The 11,019-nt window shown below is 61.6% G+C and carries 9 protein-coding genes and 1 pseudogene; all 10 read left to right on the plus strand.

What is annotated here, in order from left to right; all coding sequences use genetic code 11:
- Positions 1-67: 67 nt before the first annotated feature.
- The 10 genes and pseudogenes from gap to J2Y86_RS11400 all read left to right on the plus strand — a co-directional run bounded on the left by gap (position 68) and on the right by J2Y86_RS11400 (position 10,995).
- Positions 68-1,069: a type I glyceraldehyde-3-phosphate dehydrogenase gene (gene gap, locus J2Y86_RS11360; RefSeq protein ID WP_010457403.1), complete on the plus strand. Its 1,002-nt coding sequence runs from the start codon at positions 68-70 to the stop codon at positions 1,067-1,069.
- A 16-nt stretch (positions 1,070-1,085) separates the two neighbouring features.
- Entirely contained in the window at positions 1,086-1,550 is a 465-nt protein-coding gene (locus J2Y86_RS11365; protein ID WP_253431093.1) for a methylglyoxal synthase, read from the plus strand.
- 77 nt (positions 1,551-1,627) lie between these two features.
- On the plus strand, positions 1,628-2,146 hold the full coding sequence (locus tag J2Y86_RS11370) for an RNA polymerase sigma factor (RefSeq protein ID WP_253431096.1): 519 nt from the start codon (positions 1,628-1,630) through the stop codon (positions 2,144-2,146).
- A gap of 81 nt (positions 2,147-2,227) precedes the next feature.
- The gene (locus J2Y86_RS11375) at positions 2,228-3,193 is read left to right on the plus strand and encodes a FecR family protein (protein ID WP_253431099.1); all 966 of its coding nucleotides are present in this window, start codon (positions 2,228-2,230) and stop codon (positions 3,191-3,193) included.
- A gap of 122 nt (positions 3,194-3,315) precedes the next feature.
- Positions 3,316-5,907 carry a TonB-dependent receptor gene (locus J2Y86_RS11380; RefSeq protein WP_253431102.1) on the plus strand — a complete coding sequence of 864 codons (2,592 nt, stop codon included), beginning with the start codon at positions 3,316-3,318 and terminating at the stop codon, positions 5,905-5,907.
- A 115-nt stretch (positions 5,908-6,022) separates the two neighbouring features.
- Positions 6,023-6,631 (plus strand): biliverdin-producing heme oxygenase, encoded by a 609-nt coding sequence (locus J2Y86_RS11385; RefSeq protein ID WP_253431105.1) that lies wholly within the window; start codon positions 6,023-6,025, stop codon positions 6,629-6,631.
- Positions 6,632-6,794: 163 nt separating this feature from the next.
- A complete protein-coding gene (locus J2Y86_RS11390) occupies positions 6,795-7,190 on the plus strand; it encodes a YbaN family protein (protein ID WP_253431108.1) in 396 nt (131 codons plus the stop codon).
- Positions 7,191-7,662: 472 nt separating this feature from the next.
- Positions 7,663-8,670: pseudogene (locus tag J2Y86_RS30415) on the plus strand (PDC sensor domain-containing protein); the annotation flags it as partial.
- 102 nt (positions 8,671-8,772) lie between these two features.
- Positions 8,773-9,528: a methyl-accepting chemotaxis protein gene (locus J2Y86_RS30420; RefSeq protein WP_437180683.1), complete on the plus strand. Its 756-nt coding sequence runs from the start codon at positions 8,773-8,775 to the stop codon at positions 9,526-9,528.
- A 135-nt stretch (positions 9,529-9,663) separates the two neighbouring features.
- Positions 9,664-10,995, plus strand: a complete 1,332-nt coding sequence (locus J2Y86_RS11400) for a CoA transferase (protein ID WP_253431114.1) — start codon at positions 9,664-9,666, stop codon at positions 10,993-10,995.
- Positions 10,996-11,019 lie beyond the last annotated feature (24 nt).

Consider the following 11,019-nt stretch of genomic DNA (forward strand, 5'->3'; position numbering starts at 1 on the left):
GCTTGTTTTCTATTTTTATGCGAATAATCTTGTAATTCCAACAACAAAACGACGGCGGCCCTGTTAAATGACTCTTCGAATCGCAATCAATGGTTTTGGCCGGATTGGCCGCAACGTCCTGCGCGCACTGTATACCCAAGGCTATCGCCAGGATCTGCAGATCGTGGCCATCAACGATCTGGGCGACAGCGCGATGAACGCGCATCTGCTCAAGTACGACACTGTTCACGGCACGTTCGATGCCGATGTCCAGCACGATCAGGAAAGCCTGACCGTCAACGGCGACCGTATTGCTGTCAGTGCCATTCGCAACCCGGCCGAGCTGCCCTGGGCCGCTGAGAAAATCGATGTCGTGTTCGAATGCACCGGTTTGTTCACCGACCGGGCCAAAGCCGCTGCGCATATTACGGCCGGCGCACGCAAAGTGATCATCTCGGCCCCGGCCAAAGGCGCCGACGCCACAGTGGTTTATGGGGTTAACCACGACATTCTGCGCCAATCCCACCAGATTATTTCCAACGCGTCGTGCACCACCAACTGCCTGGCGCCGGTGGCTCAGGTGCTGCATCGCGAGTTGGGCATCGAAAGCGGCCTGATGACCACGATTCACGCCTACACCAACGATCAGAACCTGACCGACGTCTATCACACCGACCCGTACCGCGCCCGTTCGGCCACTCAGAACATGATCCCGAGCAAGACCGGCGCCGCCGAAGCGGTCGGCCTGGTGCTGCCGGAACTGGCGGGCAAACTGACCGGCATGGCCGTGCGCGTTCCGGTGATCAACGTTTCGCTGGTGGACCTCACCGTGCAGCTGAAACGCGAAGCGAGCGCTGACGAAGTGAACGCGCTGCTCAAGGAAGCCAGCCAGCATTCGAAGATCCTGGGCTACAACACCCTGCCGCTGGTCTCCAGCGACTTCAACCACAACCCGCTGTCGTCGATCTTCGATGCCAACCACACCAAGTCCAGCGGCAAGTTGCTCAAGGTACTGGCCTGGTACGACAACGAATGGGGCTTCTCCAACCGCATGCTCGATAACTGCCTGGCGCTGTGCAACGCGGAATAAGGTGGGGCCGCTACCCATGATCGGAATCAGCTTCACGCAAAAGACCGTGGCGGCGCGCAAGCGTATCGCCCTGGTCGCCCATGACCACTGCAAGGTGTTTTTGCTGGACTGGGCCGAGCGGCACAAAGACAAGCTCGCGCAACATGAACTGGTCGCCACCGGCACCACGGGGTTGTTGTTGCAACAACGCCTGGACCTGCCGGTGGAGAGCATGATCAGCGGCCCATTGGGCGGCGACCAGCAACTCGGCGCGCGAATCGCCGAACAGCGGGTCGACCTGCTGGTGTTCTTCTGGGACCCGTTCGAACCGCAGCCCCACGACCCGGACATCAAGGCGTTGCTGCGGGTCGCGGCGGTCTGGAACATTCCGGTGGCCTGCAACGAATGCAGCGCCGACTACCTGCTCAGCAGCCCGCTGATGGATCAGGCGCACTCACAGCGCATCCCCGATTACGCGACTTATCTGCAGAGCCGTGCATAAACCTTCACAAATCAATACTTGACCACTCGAGCGGATGATAAGCATTATCATTCGCTCGAAATGGATCAGGTCCTCCCGTGAGTCAATCGCGCTTCAATCACGTCTTCATTGCCCAGCGGGTTTCACTGCTGCGCACGTTGGAGCGGATGGTCAACAATCACAGCACCGCCGAAGACCTCTTGCAGGAGACCTACCTGCGCGTGACCCGAGCCCTCGGCGAGCGGTCCATCGATCACCTTGAACCCTTCGTGTTCCAGACCGCCCGCAACCTGGCGCTGGACCATTTGCGCGCGCGGCGCATTCAGTCCCGGACGATGCTCGACGACGTGCCGCCGGACGTGGTGGAAAGTATCGCCGCCCCCGCCAGCAGTGCCGAGGACGCCGCCCATGCCGAACGACTGCTGGAGCGTTTGAACGTGAGCCTCGGTGAACTCAGTGCCCGCCAGCAACAGATCTTCATCCTCAGTCGCCTGCACGGGCACAGTTACCTGGAGATCTCCGAGAAGCTCGGTGTGTCGTTGAGCACCGTGCAAAAGGAGTTGAAGCTGATCATGGCCATCTGCATCGGTGTCGCCGAGCGGTTAAACGGCGACTGAGCACGCCAGGCTTTGCTACCCTTGCCCACTTTCAAGCTTCACTAAAAAACAGCCGTGCACAGACACTGCCGAGGAAACACCGTGACGGACACCCACCGCTCCCCTCCGCCCTCCCCGGCGCGGGACGCCGCAAGCGCGATGGACCAGGCTTTGGACTGGTTGATCGTCATGGGCAGTCCGAGCGAGGAACAGACTCGCCAGTTTCACGAGTGGCTGAACACCGATCCTTTGCATGCGCAAGCCTTCGCCAAGGCCCAGGCCATCTGGGATGGCCCGCAAATCGTGCAATGTGCGCAGAACCTGGCCGCCCTGCCACCCAAAGTGACCGTGCTGTCGCGCCTACGCCCGCACTGGAAACCACTGGCTACTGCTGCCGTGCTGATCCTCGGTTTGTTCAGTTTCAGCAATTTGCCGATACGCCTCCAGGCCGATCACTTGACCGTGGTCGGTGAACGCCAGCGCCTGCAACTGGAAGACGGCTCGAAGGTCCTGCTCAATACCAATTCGGCGTTCTCCAGCACCATCAATGATCAACAACGGGTTGCCCGTTTGTATCAGGGCGAAGCGTTTTTCGAAGTGCCAGCCCATCGCGGCCAGCCACTGGAAATCGATGCCGGCCCGGTGAAGGCCAGCGTGCACGACACGGCGTTCGCCGTGCGTTACCTCGATGGCGTGGCGCAGGTTCGGGTGCAGCGCGGCGATGTCGATTTGCGCGCGACTCGCGACGACGCGCGAATCCGCTTGTCCGCCGGCGAGAGCATCCGCATCGGCCCCAACGGTTTCGACCGGCCCGCCAAGCTCGACGCCGCGACCGACCTGGCCTGGGTCCAGGGCCGACTGGTGTTCGAGAACTGCCCGCTGAGCCAGGTGCTGGCGGAACTGCGGCGCTACTACCCGGGCTGGATCATCAACACCAACGAACAGTTGGCGGACGTTGCCGTGACCGGCAATTACCGGCTCGACCAGCCGCTGGACGTGGTCCGTTCGCTGGCGCACATCACCTCGGCGCGGCTCCAGGAATTTCCCGCCTTGGTGATCTTGAACTAAATGAGAATTATTTTTACTCGATAGCTGAAGCTCGTACGTCTCGTTATAGCCAATGCAATTGATTCGCATCTTCAGATGCCGATCAGCACCTATAAAGATTCGTGCGACACGGAGCGCTATCGATGTCCTCTCGCCTTACCCGCCACTCCTCTTCACCGTCCCGCGTGCTCTCGTTGTTGACCGCCGCGATCCTCATGGCCGGCAGCGCGCCGCTGATGGCCGCCACCGCCGCCGAGCAGCCGGCGCGCAACATGGGCGATTACGCGTTCGCTATCCCGCAACAGTCGCTGGTCTCGGCACTCAATGCCTTTACCGCGGTGACGGGCTGGCAGGTCGGCTTGCCGGCAGAACTCGGGCAAGGCGTGGCCTCGCCGGGGGTGCGCGGGTCCCTGTCGCCGGAAAAAGCCCTGGATCGCCTGTTGGTGGGGACCAACCTGAGCTATCGCAAACTGGGCAACAACAACATCGTGCTGGAGAAGCGCCTGAGCAGCGGCGCCCTTAACCTGCAACAGGTGACCATCAGCGCCACCCGCCAGGAACAAAGCGTCGAAAGCGTGCCGGGCACCGTCACGGTTCATACCCGCGAAGAGCTGGACCGCAACAACGTCAACACCATCAAGAATCTGGCGCGCTACGAACCCGGTGTTTCGGTGGGCGGTGCCGGCCAGCGCGGCGGGATCAGCGGCTACAACATCCGTGGCATCGACGGTGACCGGATCCTGACCCAGGTCGATGGCGTCGAAGTGCCGAACGATTTCTTCAACGGCCCCTACGCCAAGACCCAGCGCAACTACGTCGACCCGGAAATCATCAAGCGTGTCGAAATCCTGCGCGGTCCGGCCTCGGTACTCTACGGCAGCAACGCCATCGGCGGTGCGGTCAGCTATTTCACCCTCGACCCCGACGACATCATCAAGCCCGGCAAGGACGTCGGCGCCCGCCTGAAAACCGGCTACAGCTCCGCCGACGACAGCTGGCTGAAGTCCGCCACCGTGGCCGGTCGCGCCGACCAGTTTGATGGCTTGCTGCATTACAGCCAGCGCGACGGTCACGAAACCGAATCCTACGGCAGCAACAACGGCACCGGCCTGGCACGCACCGCCGCCAACCCAGAAGACGTGCGCACGTCCAACGTGCTGGCCAAGATCGGCTGGAACTACAACGAAGATTCGCGCCTGGGCCTTACGTATGAAAAGTACAAGGATGACCGCGATACCGATCAGAAAAGTGCTTACGGCGGTCCTTACTTCCAAGGCGCACCAACCGTTCCGAACAGCGCCCTGCCCGGCGGCATGTACCAGTGGCGCACCGGCAACGACACCGTCACTCGTGAACGCTTCGGTCTGGAACACAGCTTTGCCCTCGACAGCCTGCTGGTGGACAACGTCAAGTGGAGCCTGAACCATCAGGTCGCCAAAACGGACCAGAGCACAGAAGAGTTCTACTTCCCGTTCTCGCGCAAAGTGCTGCGCACCCGGGAAACCCTCTACGAAGAAAAGCAGTGGGTGTTTGACGCACAACTGGATAAGGCTTTCAGCATTGCCGACACCGAACACCTGCTGACCTACGGCACCACGCTCAAGCAACAGAAAGTCACCGGTTCGCGCAGCGGTAACGGCACCTGCTATCAGTCCTTCGGCACCTGCCGCGTCGTCGGTGCCGTCAGCCCACTGGATGTCCTGAAAAAATCCAGCGACTTCCCGGACCCGACCGTCAACACCTACAGCCTGTTCGCCCAGGATCAGATCAGCTGGGACAAATGGACCTTCCTGCCGGGCCTGCGTTACGACTACACCGAGCTCAAGCCGCACATCACCCAGGAATTCCTGAACACCGTAGCGGCCACCCCGAGTGGCACCGTCAATGACGACACTAAGACCTGGCACCGCGTGTCGCCGAAATTCGGCCTGACCTACGCCCTGACCGACCATTACACCTGGTACGGCCAATACTCTGAAGGTTTCCGCACACCAACGGCCAAGGCATTGTTCGGGCGCTTCGAGAACACCACCACCGGATATCGCGTGGAACCGAATCCGAACCTCGAACCGGAAACCAGCAAAGGCTTCGAGACCGGCCTGCGCGGTCAATTCGAATCGGGCTCCTTCGATGTGGCCGTGTTCTATAACAAGTACCGCGATTTCATCGAAGAGGACGCCATCACCCCCGGTTACAGCGAGCTGACCTTCCAGAGCGCCAACATCAAGCACGCCACCATCAAGGGCGCAGAGGTCAAAGGCCGTCTGAACCTTGACGTCTTCGGCGCGCCGCAGGGTCTGTACACCCAGGGCTCGGTGGCTTACGCCTACGGTCGCAACAACGACAACGGCGAACCGATCAACAGCGTCAACCCGCTGACCGGTGTGTTCGGCTTCGGCTACGACCAGGACAACTACGGCGGTTTGCTCAGCTGGACGCTGGTGAAGAAGAAGGATCGTGTCGACGACAGCAAATTCAAGTCGCCGGACGGCGTCAGCAGCCAGTTCAAATCGCCGGGCTTCGGCGTGCTGGACCTGACCGGTTTCTACAAAGTGACCGACGACGTGACCGTCAGCGCCGGGGTCTACAACCTGACCGACAAAAAGTACTGGCTGTGGGATGACGTGCGCGGTTACGACGGCGTCGGCGAGGCTTCGGTCATCAGCCCGGCCAATCTGGATCGCCTGACTCAGCCGGGTCGCAACTTTGCGGTCAATCTGGTCTGGGACATCTGATCCTGCCCATCTCGCTGCGCGGCTTTTCATAAAGCCGCACAGTGAGGTTTTTTTACTGTCAGGCGTCTTCTTGTTCGTCTCGTTACCAAGCGCCTCTTTTCTTCAAGGATTTCTCATGACTACCCAGGACACTGCTCAACGCCCGGCTTTGCGCTCGCAACGGTTGAACCAGATCACCCACTCGCCGCACACCAAACTCGATGCCTTGGTCAAAGTCCACGCACCGTTCGAAACCCAGGCCAATTTCGCCCGTTTCGTGGTTGCGCAGTATTTGTTCCAGTCGGAACTGGTGGGGCTGTACAACGATGCCGATTTGATCGCGATCGTTCCCGATCTGGCGGCACGCTGCCGTGCCGAAGCGGCCAAGGCGGATCTGGCCGATCTGGAAACCGAAGTGCCGTCGCCGGTCGCGGGGGCTGTGAACAACCCGAGCAAGGCCGAAGCGCTGGGGTGGTTGTTTGTTTCCGAAGGCTCGAAACTTGGGGCAGCGTTCCTGATCAAGCGTGCGATCGGCCTGGGCCTGAGCGAAACCTTCGGCGCCCGTCACCTCGGCGAACCGGCCGGTGGCCGCGCTGAAGGCTGGAAAAGTTTCGTCAAGACCCTGGACGGTCTGGCGCTCACCGAGCAGGAAGAAGCAGAGCTGGATAAAGGCGCCATCGCTGCGTTCAACCGATTCACCGTGTTGCTTGAACAGGCTTACTCGACAGCTGCCGAACCAGTCTGAAGCCAGACAAATTCCCTGTGGGAGCGGGCTTGCCCGCGATGGCGGCTTAACATCCAACAAAGATGCTGAATGCTCTATCGCTTTCGCGGGCAAGCCCGCTCCCACAAGGACTGAGCCTGTCTGCAAAACCCCATCAAGCCTCTCGGTCATACTTCCAGCCCTCATGCCTGACCCAGTCACCTCAAAACTCACCCGGCTGCTGTTCGGCGCACTCGCCTACATCAGCCTCGCCATCGGCCTGATCGCCATCGTCGTCCCGGGCCTGCCGACCACCGAGTTCATCCTGCTGGCCGCCTGGGCCGCGACCAAGAGTTCGCCGCGCCTGAGTGCCTGGCTGGAAAACCATCGACTGTTCGGTCCGATCCTCAGCAACTGGCGCAACGGCAAGATCGTCGCGCGTCGCGCCAAGGTCAGCGCCACCCTCAGCATGCTGCTGTGCGCCGGCCTGATGCTGGTGATGCTCGATCATGGCTGGCCGGTTTACCTCGCCATCGCCGGCATGAGCCTGGGCAATCTGTGGATCTGGTCGCGACCGGAATCAGTGCCGCAACCCTCCTGAAAATACACCGTGTTTTTTCCCGTTTTACGCCGCTTTTCGGCACATTTTTCCGCGCAAACGTTCAACCATGACCGTTCGTCGGAGCCACCATCATGCATGCCCGCCCCACGCCGATTGCAGTGAATGCGCTGAATGGATTTGGCGAACCGGGTCGACCTCGACCCACCGCCAACACCTCATTCATTCGCGAGTTCGTCCTATGTTCGACTCTCTGTCCATCCGCCTGAAAATCGTTCTGCTCTCCGGTCTGTGCCTGCTGGGCGTGGTCGTCCTGATCGTCGGCATGAACATCTACCAGACCAACCAGAACGATGAACTGGTCAGCGCCTCCAGCAGCAAAATGCTCACCGGCAGCGTGCAGGACCTGCTTCAGGCCAAGGCCGCCGAGCAAGCCGTGCGGGTGCAGAAGACGTTCGGCGAAAGCCTGCTGGTGGTGACCGCCCTGGCGGACCAGATCAAGGACATGCGCAACATGGCCGCCAAGCGCTCGCTTGAGGCCGGTGCCCTGCGTGAAGAGTTGAACCAGAGCCTGAAAACCGCGTTCGAGCGCAACAGCAAGGTGCTGGGGATCTGGCTGGCGTTCGAGCCCAACGGGCTGGACGGCAAGGACAGCGAGTTCGCCAATGACGCCGCCCGCCAGTCCAACGAAGCCGGTCGTTTCGCCAGTTACTGGAGCCGCGCCGGCGGTGCCGCGCTCAACACGATCATGGTCGAAGACGACATGACCAAAACCACCTTGAGCCTCAGCGGCACCCCTTACAACAGCTGGTACACCTGCCCTCGCGACAGCAAGCGCACCTGCCTGCTGGACCCGTATGCAGACACCGTCGGCGGCAAGGAAATGCTGATGACCACCATTTCCGTTCCGCTGCTGGTGGACGGCAAATCCATCGGCGTGGTCGGCGTGGACATCGCCCTCGACGCCCTGCAGGCAGCGGCGGTCGATTCCCAGCGTGATCTGTTCAACAGCGCCGGGCACATGTTGATTGTTTCCGGCAGCGGCGTGCTCGCCGGTTACAGCGTCGACGCGACCAAGGTCGGCAAAAGCATCGATGCCACCCTGGGCGCAGACGGCAAGGACATCCTGCAACTGCTCAGCGACGGCTCGCCGAAGATTCTCGAACAAGGCGATGTGATCCGTGCGGTGTACCCGGTCAGCCCGATCAGCGACTCCAAGGCCTGGGGCGTGGTGATCGACCTGCCGAAACAAGTGTTGCTGGCCGATTCGGTGAAGCTGCAAGCGGTACTCGATGACGCCCAGCAAAGCGGCACGATCAAAGCGGTGCTGGTGGCCGTCGCTGCCGGCCTCGTCGGTCTGTTGCTGATCTGGCTGACGGCATCGGGCGTGACCCGGCCGATCAACAGCGTGGCCGAGATGCTCAAGGCGATTGCCAGTGGCGACGGCGACCTGACACAGCGTCTGCACTACACCAAGAAAGATGAACTGGGCGAACTGGTCAGCTGGTTCAACCGTTTCCTCGACAAGCTGCAACCGACCATCGCGCAGATCAAACAGAGCATCACCGACGCCCGTGGCACCGCCGACCAGTCTTCTGAAATCGCCCGTCAGACCAGCGAAGGCATGCAGGTGCAGTTCCGCGAAATCGACCAGGTCGCCACCGCGTCCAACGAAATGAGCGCCACCGCGCATGACGTCGCTAACAGCGCGTCGAGCGCGGCAAACGCGGCCAAAGGTGCGGATCAATCGGCCCGCGATGGCATGTCGATCATCGAACGCAGCACCCGAGACATCAATCAACTGGCCGACGAAGTCAGCAAGGCGGTCACCGAAGTCGAAGCCTTGGCAGTCAACAGCGAGCAGATCGGTTCGGTGCTGGAAGTCATCCGCAGCATCGCCGAACAAACCAACTTGCTGGCGCTGAACGCCGCGATCGAAGCGGCCCGTGCCGGGGAAAGCGGTCGCGGCTTTGCCGTGGTGGCCGACGAAGTGCGCAACCTCGCCAAACGCACCCAGGATTCGGTGGAAGAAATCCGCCTCGTCATCGAACGCATCCAGACCGGCACCCGCGGTGTGGTCGCCACCATGCATTCGAGCCAGACCCAAGCCCACAGCAACGCCGGGCAGATCCAGCAAGCCGTGCAAGCCTTGAGCAAAATCAGCGACGCGGTCACCGTGATCAGCGACATGAACCTGCAAATCGCCAGCGCCGCCGAACAGCAAAGCGCCGTGGCCGAAGAGGTCAACCGCAACGTCTCGGCGATCCGCACCGTCACCGAAACCCTGACCGGCCAGGCCACCGAATCGGCGCAGATCAGCAGCCAGCTCAACGCCCTGACCAACCACCAGATGAAATTGATGGATCAGTTCCGGGTGTAGAGAACCAGCACAAAACCCTGTGGGAGCTGGCTTGCCTGCTCCCACAGGATCAGGTGTTCGGTCGGCCATCGGGGATTTCATCTGGCTCCCGAGTTTTTTGATCTATGATCGGGCTCTCGTTCCGGAGGGCCTTCGATGACTGATTTACTCACGTCCATTCAAGCCGCACTCGGCTTGCCCCACACCCCGATTCCGTTCACTTCGAGTGGCGCCCTGCCCTCGGCGTTTGCCGTCACTGACCTGGCCTGCGCCAGCATCGCCGCCGCCGGCCAGGCTGCCAGCGAATGGCTGCAGCAGCAGACCGGTCGCTTGCCCAGCCTTGAAGTCGACCGGCGCCTGGCGTCTTTCTGGTTCGCGACCTCGATCCGCCCCGTCGGCTGGAGCGTTCCGCCGCTGTGGGACCCGGTTGCCGGCGACTACGCGACCAAGGATGGCTGGATCCGCTTGCACACCAACGCGCCTCATCACCGCGCAGCGGCCGAAAAAGTGCTCGGCGCCTGTGCCGACCGCGCAGCCGTGGCGAGCAAGGTTGCGCACTGGGCGAAAACCGATCTCGAACAAGCCGTGGTCGACGCCGGTGGCTGCGCCGCTGAAATGCGCAGCTGGGAACACTGGCAAACCCATCCCCAAGGCCAGGCCGTGAACGCAGAGCCGTTGATTCAGTTCAACGCCGGCCACCCGCAACAGGCGAAATCGTGGAAAGGTTCGGTGGCGCAACCGCTGGCCGGGATCAAGGTGCTGGACCTCACGCGCGTGCTCGCGGGGCCCGTCGCCAGTCGCTTCCTCGCGGGCCTCGGCGCCGATGTCTTGCGTATCGACCCACCGACCTGGAACGAACCGGGCGTGGTGCCGGAAGTCACGCTGGGCAAACGCTGCGCCAGGCTGGACCTGCACAACCCTGACGATCGAGCCGTGTTCGACCGCCTGCTCAATGACGCCGATATCCTGCTCCACGGTTACCGCGCCGACGCATTGGAAAGGTTGGGTTACGGTGTCGCCGAGCGTCAAAGGCTGGCGCCCGGCCTGATCGATGTGTGCCTCAACGCCTACGGCTGGAGCGGTCCATGGCAGAACCGTCGCGGCTTCGACAGCCTGGTGCAGATGAGCAGCGGGATTGCCGGCGCGGGGATGCAGTGGAAGAAAGCGGACAAGCCGACGCCGTTGCCGGTACAGGCGCTGGATCATGCGACCGGGTATTTGATGGCGGCTGCGGCGATCACCTTGTTGGGACGGGGAGGATCGGCGCGATTGTCGTTGGCGCGCACGGCGAAGTTGTTGGTTGAAAACGGTGCAGGAACGGATGAAGCGCTGCGTGCTGAGGACGACAAGGATCAAGGCCTGTTGGTTGAGCAAACGCCCTGGGGGCCGGCGCATCGGCTTCATGTGCCACTGAAGATCACCGGGACGCCATTGCAGTGGGCGATTCCGGCTTCCGAATTGGGTTCCCATCGCGCGCAGTGGTGGTGACTGTACCGGCCCCTTCGCGAGCAA

It is taken from the genome of Pseudomonas migulae (assembly GCF_024169315.1).
In the GTDB taxonomy this organism is placed as follows: Bacteria; Pseudomonadota; Gammaproteobacteria; order Pseudomonadales; family Pseudomonadaceae; genus Aquipseudomonas; species Aquipseudomonas migulae_B.